Annotated in this window: 11 protein-coding genes; 4 read left to right on the forward strand and 7 right to left on the reverse strand. The window is 65.3% G+C overall.

The annotated features are described in order from the left end of the window. Nucleotides 1–25: 25 nt before the first annotated feature. The 4 genes from AC2IR1_RS15440 to AC2IR1_RS15455 all read left to right on the forward strand — a co-directional run bounded on the left by AC2IR1_RS15440 (nt 26) and on the right by AC2IR1_RS15455 (nt 5,147). Nucleotides 26–1,777 (forward strand): glycosyltransferase family 2 protein, encoded by a 1,752-nt coding sequence (locus AC2IR1_RS15440; RefSeq protein WP_486472860.1) that lies wholly within the window; start codon nt 26–28, stop codon nt 1,775–1,777. Next, a complete protein-coding gene (locus tag AC2IR1_RS15445) occupies nt 1,774–2,736 on the forward strand; it encodes a glycosyltransferase family 2 protein (RefSeq protein ID WP_486472861.1) in 963 nt (320 codons plus the stop codon). The genes AC2IR1_RS15440 and AC2IR1_RS15445 overlap by 4 nt, the downstream gene beginning before the upstream one ends. A gap of 258 nt (nt 2,737–2,994) precedes the next feature. Beyond that, nucleotides 2,995–4,512: a DEAD/DEAH box helicase gene (locus tag AC2IR1_RS15450; RefSeq protein ID WP_486472862.1), complete on the forward strand. Its 1,518-nt coding sequence runs from the start codon at nt 2,995–2,997 to the stop codon at nt 4,510–4,512. A 179-nt stretch (nt 4,513–4,691) separates the two neighbouring features. After that, nucleotides 4,692–5,147 carry a PilZ domain-containing protein gene (locus tag AC2IR1_RS15455; RefSeq protein ID WP_486472863.1) on the forward strand — a complete coding sequence of 152 codons (456 nt, stop codon included), beginning with the start codon at nt 4,692–4,694 and terminating at the stop codon, nt 5,145–5,147. On the opposite strand, the gene AC2IR1_RS15460 is transcribed toward AC2IR1_RS15455, so the two are convergent. Genes AC2IR1_RS15460 through nuoK form a run of 7 tightly spaced genes read right to left on the reverse strand, consistent with a single transcriptional unit; the run spans nt 5,116 to nt 13,774 of the window. Continuing rightward, nucleotides 5,116–6,789, reverse strand: coding sequence for a ribonuclease J (locus tag AC2IR1_RS15460; protein ID WP_486472864.1), 1,674 nt, complete (start codon nt 6,787–6,789; stop codon nt 5,116–5,118). The genes AC2IR1_RS15455 and AC2IR1_RS15460 overlap by 32 nt on opposite strands. Beyond that, nucleotides 6,786–7,565, reverse strand: coding sequence for a type III pantothenate kinase (locus AC2IR1_RS15465; protein ID WP_486472865.1), 780 nt, complete (start codon nt 7,563–7,565; stop codon nt 6,786–6,788). Before AC2IR1_RS15465 ends, AC2IR1_RS15460 begins: the two co-directional genes overlap by 4 nt. Then, nucleotides 7,549–8,358, reverse strand: coding sequence for a biotin--[acetyl-CoA-carboxylase] ligase (locus AC2IR1_RS15470; protein WP_486472866.1), 810 nt, complete (start codon nt 8,356–8,358; stop codon nt 7,549–7,551). The genes AC2IR1_RS15465 and AC2IR1_RS15470 overlap by 17 nt, the downstream gene beginning before the upstream one ends. Further along, complete coding sequence (gene nuoN / locus AC2IR1_RS15475; RefSeq protein WP_486472867.1) at nt 8,348–9,784, reverse strand: NADH-quinone oxidoreductase subunit NuoN; 1,437 nt, start codon at nt 9,782–9,784, stop codon at nt 8,348–8,350. The genes AC2IR1_RS15470 and nuoN overlap by 11 nt, the downstream gene beginning before the upstream one ends. A gap of 18 nt (nt 9,785–9,802) precedes the next feature. Continuing rightward, the gene (locus AC2IR1_RS15480) at nt 9,803–11,359 is read right to left on the reverse strand and encodes an NADH-quinone oxidoreductase subunit M (protein WP_486472868.1); all 1,557 of its coding nucleotides are present in this window, start codon (nt 11,357–11,359) and stop codon (nt 9,803–9,805) included. Continuing rightward, nucleotides 11,359–13,464 carry an NADH-quinone oxidoreductase subunit L gene (gene nuoL / locus AC2IR1_RS15485; protein WP_486472869.1) on the reverse strand — a complete coding sequence of 702 codons (2,106 nt, stop codon included), beginning with the start codon at nt 13,462–13,464 and terminating at the stop codon, nt 11,359–11,361. Before nuoL ends, AC2IR1_RS15480 begins: the two co-directional genes overlap by 1 nt. A 4-nt stretch (nt 13,465–13,468) precedes the next feature. Further along, nucleotides 13,469–13,774, reverse strand: coding sequence for an NADH-quinone oxidoreductase subunit NuoK (gene nuoK, locus AC2IR1_RS15490; protein ID WP_167688014.1), 306 nt, complete (start codon nt 13,772–13,774; stop codon nt 13,469–13,471). Between the last annotated feature and the right edge of the window lie 39 nt (nt 13,775–13,813).

The following is a 13,813-nucleotide window of genomic DNA, read 5'->3' on the forward strand; positions in this document are numbered from 1 at the left end:
GTCGCTCCGGGGGCATGGTGGCGTCATGAGCGGCTCTTCTACATATGGCGGTTTTCGGCGCGTGATTGCCCAGATGGAGGGGCGACGCGCGCCGATGACCTTCGCCCCCGGAGAGGCCCTTCCGCCGGAGAACCTCGATTTCCGGCCCCTCCGGACCCGCATGGTCCACCCGGTGGAGGAGCCCTTCCGCTCCTCCCGCTCCAGCTTCGCCTACAAGATGAGGGAGCTCACGGCCCAGTTCGAAGGCGAGCCGGAGCTCCTGGCGCTGCATGGCCTGCTGATCGCCAACCTGCGCCGGCGCGACCAGCCGTCCCAGACGGCGCCCCTCTTCCTGCGCATGTGGCGCGAAGAGGCGGACTTCCTGCTCGAACACCTCGATGCCCGCTGGATGGTCTCTGCGGTGACCACCTTCGCCGATCACGGTGAGAATGAGATCCAGCGCCGCATCGGCCATGCGCTGACCGTGCTCTTTTCCACCATGAAGCTCTACGAGACGGAGCGCCTGCACTCCGGGGCGGAACCATGGGAAGCTTTCAGCGAGCAGCGCAAGCGGCCGCGTGTCCTGGCCCTGAAAATGGATCCCTACGCCATCCACTCCGGCGGGCTGGACGTGAACATGCTGGGCCGGCTCTGGCAGGACGCGGCGCAGGACGCGGTGATCTGGCCCCTCGCGCAGCGCCTGCTGCTCCTGCTGGACGAGGATGAGCGCACCGTCTTCCGCCGCTTCCGCACCATGCGGGAGGCCCGCCGCAAAGGCGAGGCGCGCGAAGCCAGGAAGCTCTTTCAGATCAAGAAGGTAACCGACAGCCGCGCCATCGCGTCGACAGAGGGGCTGCCCCTTGAACAGGATCCGGACAAGGTGACCTGGGCGATCGCCGCCACCGTGAAGGCCCCGCTGGCAGAGCTCGCCCGCTTCACCGCCTACCACCTCGATGAAGGCGCGGCGCAGATCGACCTCTACCTCGATGCGCCCGACCCGGCCGCCACCGCCTTCTTCGCCGCCGAACCACGCGTCAACGTCATCCCCTGCGACGCGGCCCACTGGGCCAGCTTCGACCGGCCGCGCCCCGTCGACCACCGCCAGCGCCAGTGCCGCAACGCGACGCGCAGCTACGAGCGCTGCCAGCATCACTTCCTCGCCCATATCGACGTGGACGAATACCTGATGCCCCCGCGCCGGCTGTCCTGGGTGCTGGCCCACCTGCCGCCCAAGGTCGCCGTGCTGCAACTGCACCCGGCCGAACTGCTGGCGGGGGGCGAAATGCACTTCAAGCTGACCGACCGCGATGCCGGGCACGAGAAATACGCCACCTCCGCCGTCTACCCCACCTTCGGAGAACACCTGCGCGGCGGCTTCGTCGGGCATATCCAGGGCAAGTCCATCGTCCGCACGGGGATCAAGGGGCTCCGCCTGGACCTCCACCGCCCCTACATCGGGGAAAAGCAGGTCCAGAACCGCGCAACCCTGCTGGGCGGCTGGGTCGGCCATGCCCATGTCCGGTCCTGGGAAGACTTCATCGACAAGCTGGACTTCCGCCTTGCCCAGGGCTCCTACCGCCCGCGCGAAAACCATTTCACCCTGCATGACGTGCTCACCTATCTCATTGCCGAAGAAGGGGAAAAGGGCCTGCATCAGCTTTATGAAGAGGTCTGCGCGGACACCCCCGAACTGCGCGACAGGCTGGCGCAATACGGCATGCTGGTGACCCGCGACCTGGACCTCGACGCGCGCTGCCTCCGGGTCTTCGGCCGCCTGCCGGAAGACATCCCCGCATGAGCGCGACCTGGGGCCTCGTCGCCACCATCAGGGCCCCGGCGGAGGCCGTGCTGAACTTCGCCGCCTGGCACCTGGAACTTGGCGCACGCCGGCTGACCATCTTCCTCGACGATCCGCAGGATCCGGTCTACCCGCTGCTGAAGGCCCACCCCAGGATCAGCGCGATCCGCTGTGACGACAGCTACTGGAAACGCCGTTCGACGACCGGGCGCCCGGAGAAACACCAGCTGCGGCAGGTGATCAACGCCAGCCATTGCTATACCCGCAAGAACACGCTGGACTGGCTGGGCCATATCGACGTCGATGAATTCCTGCTGCCCGAAACCACCGTGTCGGAGGCGTTGACGGCGCTGCCTGCCTCGATCCTGTCCGCCCGCATGCGCCCGCAGGAGATGCTGGCCCCGCCCCCCGGCTCGCCGCCCTCCGCACTCATCCGCCTGCGCGCCTTCTCCCTGCCGCAGGCGCAGCGCCAGGCAGAAACGGCACGGATCTACCCGGAGTTCGGCGCCTACCTCAACGGCGGCATGCTCTCCCACGTGGCCGGGAAGCTGTTTGTGCGCAAGGGCTTGCAGAACGTCCGTTTCAAGATCCATCGCCTCGTCGCCGGCGGAGAGGAAGATCCCGCCCAGACGGAGCTCCCACAGATCGCCCTTGCGCACCTCCACGCGCCCTCGTGGGAGGCATGGAAGGCCCATTTCCGCTTCCGGCTGAGCCGGGGCGCCTACCGCGCGGACCTGAAACCGAACCGCCCGGCCCTGACCGGCGCGGTCAACCTGCACACCCTGCTGTCCACCCTCGAAGACACCGAAGGCGAAGCGGGCCTGCGGCGCTTCTTCACCGAGGTCTGCGCCGACATGCCCGACCTGAGAGAGCGGTTGATGCAGGAAGGGCTGCTGCGGGAGGCGGTGATGGATCTGCCCGCGCTGCGCCGCAAGCACTTCCCCGAGGCCCCCAGCTGACAGCGGTCCGACAGAGCTTTTTGCAGGGCTCCGCCCCCCTTTCTGCGCCCGGCCACCGGCCCCTCGCCGCAAACGCGCGACAGAAACCCTCTGTTTCCCGGGATTCGCCTCGGCAAAGCCCCAGTCAGATTGACCTTTTGCCCCATCTGGGATATGCCCCCGCTCGTAAATCGCGCCAAAGACAGGCGCGAGGGGCCCATCGGGCCCTGGGACGTTAGACGCTACGGGCCAAACAGTGTCCGTATAGATCGGATACATATGACCAAGTTCTCTGACCTCGACCTGGACCCGAAGGTCCTGAAAGCCATCGCAGACGCCGGATACGAGGCGCCGACGCCGATTCAGGCGGGCGCGATTCCCCATGCCCTGAAGGGCAAGGATGTGCTGGGCATCGCCCAGACCGGCACCGGCAAGACGGCTTCCTTCACCCTGCCGATGATCACCCGCCTGGCCAAGGGCCGCGCCCGCGCCCGCATGCCGCGTTCGCTGGTGCTCTGCCCCACCCGGGAACTGGCAGCCCAGGTCGCAGAAAACTTCGACATGTACACCAAGTACCTGAAGCTGACGAAAGCGCTGTTGATCGGCGGCGTCTCCTTCAAGGAACAGGATGCCCTGATCGACCGCGGCGTCGACGTGCTGATCGCCACCCCGGGCCGCCTGCTGGACCACTTCGAGCGCGGCAAGCTGCTGCTGACCGGCGTGGAAGTCATGGTCGTGGACGAAGCCGACCGCATGCTCGACATGGGCTTCATCCCCGACATCGAACGCATCTTCTCCCTGACGCCCTTCACCCGTCAGACCCTGTTCTTCTCCGCCACCATGGCGCCGGAAATCGAACGGATCACCAACACCTTCCTCTCCGCACCCGAGCGGATCGAGGTGGCGCGGCAGGCCACGACCTCCGACACGATCACCCAGCAAGTGGTCATGTACAAGCCGACCCGGAAGGACCGCGAAGGCTCCGAGAAGCGCCGCATCCTGCGACAGCTGATCGACATGGAAGGCGACAGCCTGACCAACGCCATCGTCTTCTGCAACCGCAAGACCGACGTGGACGTGACCGCCAAGTCCCTGAAAAAGTACGGCTATGACGCTGCACCGATCCATGGCGACCTGGACCAGTCCCAGCGGATGAAGACGCTGGACGGCTTCCGTGACGGCTCCCTGAAGATCCTCTGCGCCTCCGACGTGGCGGCGCGCGGTCTCGACGTGCCCTCCGTTTCCCACGTGTTCAACTTCGACGTGCCCTCCCATTCCGAGGACTACGTGCACCGCATCGGCCGGACCGGCCGCGCCGGCCGCAAGGGCAAGGCGATCATGATCTGCACCCCGCGCGACGAAAAGAACTTCGCCGAGATCGAGGCGCTCGTCTCGATGGAGATCCCCCGCCTTGAACTGCCGGGCGTCGAAAAGCCCGCGAAGCAAGAGACCCCGGCCCCTGCAGCCGAAGAAGAGGGCACCCGCTCCTCCTCCCGGTCCCGCTCCCGCTCGCGCAGCCGGACCCGCTCCCGCGATGAGCAGAAGGACGCGGCCCCCGTCGCGGCAGAGGCGCAGCAGCCCGCCCCCGTGGCAGAGGAAAAGCCCGCCCGCGCAGAACGGTCCGAGAAGAAGAGCCCGGAAAACAAGACCGCGGAGAAGAGCAACTCTTCTTCCGACAGCAAGCCCCGCTCTTCCCGCGGCGGCAAGTCGCGTGGCAACGACAACAAGGTCGTGGGCATGGGCGATCACCTGCCCAGCTTCATCGCCCTCTCCTTCGAGCAGCGTCGCGCCAGCTGACCTGCCCCCGAAAGCTGATCGCGAAAGCAGACCTGACCCCAAACGGAATTCAGAACGCCCCGGCCCCATGGCCGGGGCGTTTTTCCTTGCCCGAACGGCGCCAATTCGCGTCACTTCGCCTGCGCTCTTCACGCTCTGGTAAGGGGCCCCGCCGAATACTGCGGCAAAGGGAGCCCGCCATGAGCATCGTGATACCCCCGGAAAACCTGCAGACACGCCGCCGCCACCGCCGCTATGCCCTGCGGCGCCCCTGCACGCTGATCTTCAACGACCTCTCGGTCACCGCGCAGCTGGTCGACATCTCCCTTGGCGGGGCTGGCATCTGCCTGCCGATGCATGTGGCGAACTACGGTCGCTTCACCGGGCTGATCTTCCGCCTGCAGGACGTGGGCGGGTTCCGCTCCGATCTGCGCTGGACCTCTGATCGCCGCATGGGCCTGCAGTTCGACCCGATCGCGCACAGGTCCCCGGGCTTGCTGGCCCTCCTGTCGGAGCTGGAAACGCAACAGCCCGACGCAGAGGGCGCCGGGCTGGAGGATGAAGGTTTCGCTCGGGTCGTCAGCCGGGGCAGCTGGATGCGCCGCCCCCTGCCCCGAAAGACGATCAGGGTGTCAGGCGCGACACCACCACCGTGACCTCGGGCTTCTTGCCGATCTCGTCGTTGGCGGAGTTGCGGACGATCCGGCGCAGGGCCTCTTCCAGCTTCGCATCGTCCCGCAGGGTCTTCGCATCGGCCCGGCCCAGGAACTGGCTCAGGTCATGCTCCAGCACGTCCGACAGAGGCGCGTTGGACTTGCCCGTTTCCGGCAGGCCCATCAGGTCGCACCAGGGATCGCCAAGCGGCTCGTCTTCCTCGTCCAGCACGGCCGTCACGGTGACATGGCCGTTCAGCGCCATGCGGATCCGGTCCCGCACGATCCCGTCGAGGTAGCCGATCTGCACCGAACCATCCAGGTAGGTGCGCCCGGTTTCCACATGTTCGACCACCTTGGGCGCATTGCCCGACAGGTCCAGCATCATGCCGTTGACGCAGACCTCGGCCGCACGGCCGGCGGCCATGGCGATCTTGGCATGCTCGCGCAGGTGACGGTGCTCCCCGTGCATCGGGATCACCATCTGCGGCTCGGTCACGCGGTGCATCGTCTCCAGGTCGGGGCGGTTGGCGTGGCCCGACACGTGGTAGCGGCCCGAGTGATCATCGACCACGTCCACGCCCAGCTCGGATAGCTGGTTCATGATCGCGATGACGCCCTTCTCGTTGCCCGGAATGGTCTTGGAGGAGAACAGGAACATGTCTCCTTCCTGCAGGGTCATGCCGTGGTGCTTGCCCCGTGCCAGCTGGGCGGAGGCGGCGCGGCGTTCGCCCTGGCTGCCGGTGACGAGCAGCATCAGGTTCTCGCGCGGGATCTCGCGGGCCTCTTCGGGGCTGACGACCTTGGGGAAGGACGACAGCACGCCGGTTTCCAGCCCCGCCTCGACCATGCGGCGCATGGCGCGGCCCATCAGGCAGATCGACCGCCCGGCACGTTCCCCGGCCTCGGCCAGGGTCCGCACGCGCGCCACGTTGGACGCGAAGGTCGTGGCGACGACCATGTACTTGGCGTCCGCCACCAGCTTCTCGACCTCGGGGCCGACCTCGGCCTCGGACCGGCCGGGGTTCGGGCTGAAGACGTTGGTGCTGTCGCAGACCAGCGCCTTGACGCCCCCCTTGGCGACATCCGCCCAAAGTTCAGGATCCCAGGCCTCGCCCACCAGCGGGTTCGGATCCAGCTTGAAGTCGCCGGTGTGCAGGACGCGGCCTGCCGGCGTGTCGATCACCAGGCCGGAGCTTTCGGGGATCGAGTGGGAGATCGGCAGGAAGCCGATCTTGAAGGGGCCGGCATTCACCGTCGCGGGCCAGGCGGAGGCAGTGGTGACCGCCTCGTCCGGCACGCCGTATTCGGCCAGCTTGCCGCGGGCGATATTGGCGGTAAAGGCGCGTGCGATGATCTTCGGATTGCCGAGACGCTGGTACAGATGCCCCACGGCGCCGACGTGATCTTCGTGCGCATGGGTGATGAAGACCGCCTCCAGGCGGTCCTTGTTCTGTTCGAGCCAGGTCACATCGGCAAAGATCAGGTCGACCCCGGGGGTCGTGTCCATGTCCGGGAAGGCGACGCCCATATCGACAAGGATCAGCCGCTCCTGCCCGGGTTCACCGTAGCCGTAGACATAGGCGTTCATGCCGATTTCGCCGGCGCCGCCCAGAGGCAGGTAGATCAGCCGTTCGTTGCTCATGTAGTCCCCAATGACTGGTTGAAGTCGTGGATGACCCTGAGGCCGTGGATGGTCAGGAATTCATCAAAGTGGTCGAACAGCGTATCGCCCTGCTGGAACAGAGGTGCAAGCCCCCCGGTAGAGATAATACGCATGGGACGTTCGTATTCGCCCTTGATCTGGTCGCAGATCCCCCGGACGAGGCCGACATAGCCCCAGAAGACACCGCTCTGCATGCAGGCCACGGTATTGGTCCCGATGACCTTCTGCGGCTTGGTGACATCCACATGCGGCAGCGCGGCCGCCGCCTCGTGCAGGGCCTGCAGCGACAGGTTGACGCCGGGGGCGATCACGCCGCCCACATAGGCCCCGTCCTGCGACACCACGTCAAAGGTCGTGGCCGTGCCGAAGTCCACCACGATCAGGTCGCCGCCGTAGCGGTCGAAGGCCCCCGCGGCATTCACCAGCCGGTCCGGGCCCACCTGCGTCCCCTCGTCCACCCGTGGCGGGTTCGGCAGGGCGCATTCCGGCTTGCCCACCACCAGCGGGCGGCAGTTGAAGTAGCGGTCCGCCAGGACCCGCAGGTTGAAGACCACCCGCGGCACGGTCGAGGAGATGATCACCGAGTCGATGTCCATGGCGATCTTGTTGTGCACGAGCAAAGTCGAAAGCCAGACATAGTACTGGTCCGCCGTCCGCTGATGCTCGGTCGAGGTCCGGAAGGTGCACAGCGACTCCTCTCCGTCCCAGACCGAGAAGACGGTGTTGGTATTGCCGCAGTCAATTGCCAGAAGCATGGTTTTCCTCCTCGTAGCGTACATCGCCCGAAGCGATCCGCACCGGCCCTCGGGCCGTCTCCAGGACAAGGCACCCGTCCTCGCCCAGCCCCCGGAACATGCCGCGCTGCACGGTCTGTCCGGTGGTCACTTCCACCCTGGTGCCGAGCCCATGCGCGCGCGCGGTCCAGGCGCGGCGGATGGGCTCGAACCCCTCGTCCTCGTAGATCTTGCGATAGCGCCGCAGGTTCGATGCCAGCAGGCTCAGCACCTCTTCCACACCCGGCGGGGCCTCCTGATCCCGGATCGACCGGGCGCCGAGATCGGCCAGGCTGATCGGGCGAAGCCCCCCTGCCCGCAACGCGGCGGCCGGCGGCACGGCGGCTATGTTCACGCCGAACCCGATCGACAGCCAGGGCTCGCCCGTACCACCGCTTGCGCTCTCCAGAAGGATGCCCGCGATCTTGCAGCCGCGCACCAGCACATCATTGGGCCATTTCAGCGCGATCTGGTCGGTGTAACTGGCCAGGGTGTCGCCAAGGGCCAGGGCGGCCTCGAAGGACATCAGGGCGGCCTCCTGCGGCGGCCTGGTGCCGCGCGTCAGGTAGGTCGTGGCCAGGTTGCCCTCGGGCAGGGTCCAGCTGCGGCCCCGGGTGCCCCGCCCCGCCGTCTGCCGGCGCGCCAGGATCCAGAGGTCACAATGAGGAGGAGGCGGCGCTCGTCGCGCCGCCTCGCTCATGGTGCTGTCCGTCTCTTCGAGGTCGATGACCTCTTCCGAGGAAGGCCACCATTCCTCCCAACCGTTAATTGACAAGCGTCGCTGCCGCGGCCTCGGCCAGGCCCTCGATGCCGAACAGGTTCACGGCACCGGCCACCATGATGACCGCCGAGGCCATGAGGAAGCCCCAGAGCACCGGGCTCTTCGACTTGTCGAGCGGCTCCGCATAGTTGCTGAAGTACATGAAGTAGACGATGCGCAGGTAGTAGAAGGCACCGATCACCGAGGCGATCACGCCCATGATCGCCAGCCAGACCAGGCCACCTTCATAGGCCGCCGTCAGCACGTAGATCTTGCTGAAGAAGCCCAGCATCGGCGGCACGCCGGCCAGCGAGAACATCAGCACCAGCACCGCCAGGGCGCGCCCCGGGTAGGAGGCAGAGTACATGTTCAGCGCGGTGATGTCGGTTACCGGCTGGCCATCCCGCTCCATCGACATGATGAAGGCGAAGACGCCGATGTTCATGACCACGTAGATCGACATGTAGATCAGCATCGCCTGCACACCGAAGGCCGTGCCGGAAGCCAGGCCCATCAGGGCAAAGCCCATGTGCGTGATCGACGAATAGGCCATCAGGCGCTTGATGTTGGTCTGACCGATGGCGGCGAGCGAGCCCAGGAACATCGACAGCAGCGAGATCAGCGCGATCACCTGTTGCCAGTCTTCGGTGATGCCACCGAAGGCGGAATGCACGACGCGGGCGAACAGTGCCATCGCCGCAACCTTGGGGGCGGTGGCAAAGAAAGCGGTGATAGGCGTCGGCGCGCCTTCGTAGACATCCGGCGTCCACATGTGGAACGGCACGGCGGACACCTTGAAGGCCATGCCCGCGATCATGAAGACCAGGCCGAAGAGCAGGCCAAGCGGCGCATGCCCCTCACCCGCGGCCTCGATGATGCCCGAGAAGAGCGTCGTGCCGGAGAAGCCGTAGACCAGCGAGGAGCCATACAGAAGCATGCCCGAGCTGAGCGAGCCCAGGACGAAGTACTTCAGGCCCGCTTCGGTGGACTTCACGCTGTCGCGCCGCAGCGAGGCCACGACGTAGAGCGCGAGCGACATCAGCTCGAGGCCCATGTAGAGCACGATCAGATCCCCGGCGGAGACCATGACCATCATGCCGATGACCGCAAGCACCACCAGCACGGGATATTCGAAGGATTTCACGCCGCGGCGCGACAGGTAGTCCTGCCCCATGGCCAGGACGGCCGCCGCAGAGAGCAGGATCGCCACCTTGGTGAACTTCGCGAAACCGTCGGCGTTGAAGGACCCGGCAAAGGCCGCCTCCGCCGTTTCCCGGCTGCCGACCCAGATGGCCGCCAGCAGCAGCACCGCCGCGGTGATCCAGGCCAGCGGACCGCTCAGCTTGTCCTTGCCCGTGTAGACCACGACGACAAGGGCGAGCATCGCGTAGATCGCCAGCAGGATCTCCGGCAGAATGACGTTCAGATCAGCCTGAAACATTGTCTTTTGGCCTCCAGGTCAGTGCGATGCAGCCACGGGCGCAGCCATGTCGCTGCCGCGACCGGCCGCGTCGAGGGCGGCGTGATGGTTTTCGACCAACACCGAGACCGTGGGGCCGACGATGTCCGTGACGAAGCTCGGGTAGATGCCCAGGAACAGGGTCATCGCGACCAGCGGGCCGAAGATCACCTTCTCCCGCAGGTCCATGTCCTTGATGCCCTTCAGGCTTTCCTTGATCAGGTCACCCATCACCACCCGACGGAACAGGAACAGCGCGTAGCTGGCCGACAGGATCACGCCGGTTGCGGCGAAGGCGGTGATCCAGGTGTTCACCTGGAAGATACCCAGCAGGGTGAGGAATTCACCGATGAAGCCAGAGGTCCCCGGCAGGCCGACGTTGGCCATCGTGAAGAACAGGAAGATCAGCGCGTAGATCGGCATCCGGTTGACCAGGCCGCCATAGGCCGAAATCTCCCGGGTGTGCATCCGGTCATAGATCACGCCCACGCCCAGGAACAGACCGGCGGAGATGAAGCCGTGGCTGAGCATCTGGAACATCGCACCGTCGATGCCGTTCTGGTTGGCGGCGAAGATGCCCATGGTGACATAGCCCATGTGCGCGACCGAGGAATAGGCGATCAGCTTCTTCATGTCGGTCTGCACCAGCGCCACGAGCGAGGTGTAGACGATGGCGATCACCGACAGCCACAGCACCAGCGGCGTCAGCACGTCGGCGCCCACCGGGAACATCGGGAAGGAGAAGCGCAGGAAGCCGTAGCCGCCCATCTTCAGCAGGATCGCCGCAAGGTCGACCGACCCGGCGGTCGGCGCCTGCACGTGCGCGTCAGGCAGCCAGGTATGGACCGGCCACATCGGCGTCTTCACGGCGAAGCCCACGAAGAAGCCGAAGAACAGCAGCGTCTGGAACCCGCCCGGGATCGTCACGCCCCAGATCGTGATCGGGTCGGAGGAGAAGTCGTAATCCAGCAGCGCCACGATGTCGGTGGTCTGGGTGTGGTGGAAGATCGCGACCATCGAGATCAGCATCATCACCGACCCGAGGAAGGTGTAGAGGAAGAACTTGAAGGTTGCGTAGACCCGGTTCGGACCGCCCCAGATGCCGATGATCAGGAACATCGGGATCAGGCCCGCTTCGAAGAAGACGTAGAACAGCACCATGTCCAGCGCCATGAAGACGCCCAGCATCAGGGTCTCCAGCACCAGGAAGGCGATCATGTATTCCTTCACCCGGGTGTTGATGTTCCAGGACGCCAGGATGGTGATCGGCATCATGAAGGTCGTCAGCATCACGAAGAGGACCGAGATGCCGTCGACGCCCATCTTGTAGCGCAGGCCCAGCAGCCAGGGATGATCCTCGATCAGCTGCAGCCCCTCGGTGGAGGGATCGAACTGGAAGAGGATAAACAACGACACCAGGAAGGTCAGCGATGTGGCGATCAGCGCCACCCACTTGGCATTCCGCTCGGCAGCCGCGTCGTCGCCCCGCAGGAAGATCGCGAGGATGACTGCCGCGATCGTCGGCATGAAGGTGACGATTGACAGAAGGTTATTCATTAGTGAGCCCCTCCGGTGAGCGTCATCAAGGTCACGAAGGCCGCGATCCCGATCACCATCGTGAATGCATAGGTGAAGATGTAGCCGCTCTGCCAGCGACCGACGAGCCAGGTGAAGAAGGGCACGATGCCCAGGGCCACGCCGTTCACCGTTCCGTCGATGAGCGAGCCGTCACCGCGCTTCCAGAACAGCCCCCCGAGCCAGAAGGCCGGGCGAACGAAGATGAAGTTGTAGATCTCGTCGAAGTACCACTTGTTCAGCAGGAACAGGTACAGCGGGCGGTTCGCCTTTGCCAGCCGGGCCGGCAGGGCGGGTTGCTTGATGTACATATACCAGGCCGTCACGAAGCCGAGCAGCATGGCGACGAAGGGGCTGACCTTGACCCAGGCCGGGGCGTGGTGCGCCTCATCCATGACGTGGTTGTCGGGGCCCATGAAGATCGCGCCCTGCGGCGCGCCGTAGGCTTCGGCATGCGCCTCGCCATGGTCGTCCGCCGCCGCTTCGGTGGTTGCATGTGCGGTCTCGGTCGCGGTTCCATGGCCGCCCTCCGCGCCTTCGGCCGCGGCCTCTGCGTGGTGGGGGATGCCGAAGAAGGCGTTCACCTTCTCATGGTCGCCGAAGAACTGGCCGTACCACAGCATGCCGGCGAAGATCGCGCCCAGGGACAGGATGCCCATGGGGATCAGCATGACCTTCGGACTTTCATGCGCATGATCGTGGGTGTGCTTGTCGCCCCGCGCCGTGCCGTAGAAGGTCATGAAGATCAGCCGCCAGGAATAGAAGCTGGTGAAGAGTGCCGCGATGACAAGCATCCAGAAGGCGTAGCCGCCGCCGGTGCCTGCCCAGGCGCTCTCGATGATGGCATCCTTCGACAGGAAGCCCGCAAAGCCGATGTGGGTCAGCGGGATGCCGACGCCGGTGATGGCGAAGGTGCCGATCATCATGGCCCAGTAGGTCATCGGGATCTTCTTGCGAAGGCCACCGTAGTTCCGCATGTCCTGCTCATGGTGCATCGCATGGATGACGGAACCTGCACCGAGGAACAGCATCGCCTTGAAGAAGGCGTGGGTCAGCAGGTGGAACATCGCGGCGGAGTAGACGCCGACGCCCGCGGCGACGAACATGTAGCCCAGCTGCGAGCAGGTCGAATAGGCGATCACGCGCTTGATGTCGTTCTGCACCAGGCCGACCGTTGCGGCGAAGAAGGCCGTCGTGGCACCGATGAAGGTGATGAAGGCCATCGTCTCGGGGGCGTATTCCATGATCGGCGACATGCGGCAGATCATGAAGACACCCGCGGTCACCATGGTCGCGGCGTGGATCAGCGCTGACACCGGGGTCGGGCCTTCCATCGCATCCGGCAGCCAGGTGTGCAGGAAGAGCTGGGCCGATTTACCGGCGGCCCCGATGAACAGCAGGAAGGCCAGCAGGTTCGCCGCGTTCCAGTCGGTCCACAGGAAGGTCAGCTGGGTGTCCGCCAGTTGCGGGCCGGAGGCAAAGATGACGTCCAGGTCGATGCTGTCGGTCAGAAGGAACAGCCCGAGGATCCCCAGCAGGAAGCCGAAGTCGCCCACGCGGTTCACGATGAAGGCCTTCATGGCCGCAGCCCCGGCCGAGGGCTTCTTGTAGTAGAAGCCGATCAGAAGGTAGGACGCAAGGCCCACGCCTTCCCAGCCAAAGAACATCTGCACCAGGTTGTCCGAGGTCACCAGCGCCAGCATGGCGAAGGTGAAGAACGACAGGTAGGCGAAGAAGCGGGGGCGATATTCCTCGCCCTCCTTGAAGTTCTCGTCATGCGCCATGTAGCCGAAGCTGTAGACATGGACGAGCGCGGAAACCGTGGTGACCACGATCAGCATGATCGTCGTCAGCCGGTCCACCCGCACACCCCAGGAGGTCGAAAGCGTGCCGCTTTCGATGAAGCGCAGGATCTCGACGTGCTGTGCGGTGTCGGGCGTGGTGAAGAAGGCGATCCAGCTCAGCAGGCAGACCAGGATCAGGACGCCCGTGGTCAGGAACTGCGCGCCCTTCACACCGATCAGACGCCAGCCGAACCCGGCAATGATGGCCGCGAAAAGCGGCGCCAGGAGGATGATGGGGACCATGTTCTCAGCCTTTCATCACGTTGACGTCTTCCACGGCGATGGTGCCGCGGTTCCGGAAGAAGCAGACGAGGATCGCAAGGCCGATCGCCGCCTCGGCCGCCGCCACGGTCAGCACGAACAGGGTGAAGACCTGTCCGGCGAGGTCACCGAGGAAGCTCGAGAAGGCCACGAGGTTGATGTTCACCGACAGCAGGATCAGTTCGATGCTCATCAGCAGGATGATGACGTTCTTCCGGTTCAGGAAGATGCCGAAGATCCCGATGACGAAGAGCGTTGCCGCCACCGTCAGGTAATGTTCGATTCCGATCATCCGCGGACTCCTTTCGCTTTCAGCCCCGCCGCACGGTTC

The sequence above is a fragment of the Pseudooceanicola sp. NS-SX8 genome (assembly GCF_057380755.1).

What these genes read in the sequence shown, in the direction of transcription:
- AC2IR1_RS15440 (WP_486472860.1), top strand. Translation starts at nt 26, where the DNA reads ATGAGCGGCTCTTCTACATATGGCGGTTTTCGGCGCGTGATTGCCCAG.
- AC2IR1_RS15445 (WP_486472861.1), top strand. Translation starts at nt 1,774, where the DNA reads ATGAGCGCGACCTGGGGCCTCGTCGCCACCATCAGGGCCCCGGCGGAG.
- AC2IR1_RS15450 (WP_486472862.1), top strand. Translation starts at nt 2,995, where the DNA reads ATGACCAAGTTCTCTGACCTCGACCTGGACCCGAAGGTCCTGAAAGCC.
- AC2IR1_RS15455 (WP_486472863.1), top strand. Translation starts at nt 4,692, where the DNA reads ATGAGCATCGTGATACCCCCGGAAAACCTGCAGACACGCCGCCGCCAC.
- AC2IR1_RS15460 (WP_486472864.1), bottom strand. Translation starts at nt 6,789, where the DNA reads ATGAGCAACGAACGGCTGATCTACCTGCCTCTGGGCGGCGCCGGCGAA.
- AC2IR1_RS15465 (WP_486472865.1), bottom strand. Translation starts at nt 7,565, where the DNA reads ATGCTTCTGGCAATTGACTGCGGCAATACCAACACCGTCTTCTCGGTC.
- nuoN (WP_486472867.1), bottom strand. Translation starts at nt 9,784, where the DNA reads ATGTTTCAGGCTGATCTGAACGTCATTCTGCCGGAGATCCTGCTGGCG.
- AC2IR1_RS15480 (WP_486472868.1), bottom strand. Translation starts at nt 11,359, where the DNA reads ATGAATAACCTTCTGTCAATCGTCACCTTCATGCCGACGATCGCGGCA.
- nuoL (WP_486472869.1), bottom strand. Translation starts at nt 13,464, where the DNA reads ATGGTCCCCATCATCCTCCTGGCGCCGCTTTTCGCGGCCATCATTGCC.
- nuoK (WP_167688014.1), bottom strand. Translation starts at nt 13,774, where the DNA reads ATGATCGGAATCGAACATTACCTGACGGTGGCGGCAACGCTCTTCGTC.